Annotated in this window: 1 protein-coding gene; it reads right to left on the bottom strand. The window is 47.2% G+C overall.

Going from position 1 to position 1,018, the window contains the following annotated elements; genetic code table 11:
• A partial coding sequence (ltrA, locus tag A3OI_RS0104175; protein WP_018403078.1) for a group II intron reverse transcriptase/maturase occupies positions 1 to 1,018 on the bottom strand: 1,018 nt, incomplete at both ends.

Genomic DNA, 1,018 nt, shown 5'->3' with positions numbered 1-1,018 from the left:
CTGTCGCCAGTAAGCCATTCTGACCCTGCGCCGAATCCATTGATCTAGATCGACACAGAGTTGATAGCCTTTGGCGATACCAAAGTAATTGATCCAGCCACGTAAGTACTGGCTCAGCTTGAAGAGTTGGTATCGCATTGATACACCCCAGTTGCGATTCGTTAGTTTCCGAACTTGTTGTTTGAACTTATTCAACGTATTCGGGTGCCAATGAATGTTCCCTGCTCGGAAAGTGAATCCCAGGAACTTACTATCATTGGTTTTAACGACGCGGCTTTTGATCGTGTTAACGATCAATTTCAAACGGCGTTGCAGGTATCTACTGATACTATGAAGTACACGTTCGCCTGCTCGCTTACTCTTCACTAAGATCGTAAAGTCGTCTGCGTATCGGGCGAATTTGTGGCCTCGCTTCTCAAGTTCTTTGTCTAGTGGGTCGAGCATGATGTTCGCCAATAGTGGCGAAAGAGGCCCACCTTGAGGAACACCCTCATGACTTTCACTATAGAGCTGGTTATCGATAACCCCAGCTCGGAGATAACGCTTAATCAATTTAAGAAGCCGTTTATCCTTCACTTTGTAGCCAAGGTACGTCATCAGTAAATCATGGTTAACTCGATCAAAGAACTTAGACAGATCAACATCAACAGAAAAACGGCGACCCGTTTTGATGATGCCTTGAACCTGCTTAACCGCTTGCTGCCCATTACGATTTGGACGGAACCCGAAGCTATTGTTCGAGAAGTCTGGATCGAAGATGGGAGTTAGTATTTGGGCAATGGCTTGCTGAATAACACGATCAGTGACCGTGGGTATCCCTAATTGGCGTTTGCCGCCATCAGGTTTATCTATTTCAACACGTCTGACCGGAAAGGGATAATAGAGACCTGTTTCCAGTTCTTCAACGATCTCTTTCCAACGGCCACACCTTGCCCAAGAGGGGAACTCATCAACGGTCATCCCGTCGATGCCAGCCGCCCCTTTATTGGCTCGAACGCGTTTCCATGCCGCCTGAAGG

Source organism: Marinobacter gelidimuriae (assembly GCF_000372805.1).
Lineage (GTDB): Bacteria > Pseudomonadota > Gammaproteobacteria > Pseudomonadales > Oleiphilaceae > Marinobacter > Marinobacter gelidimuriae.
The sequence above is the reverse complement of the archived record's forward strand: the minus strand, read 5'-3'. Positions and strand labels throughout refer to the sequence as shown.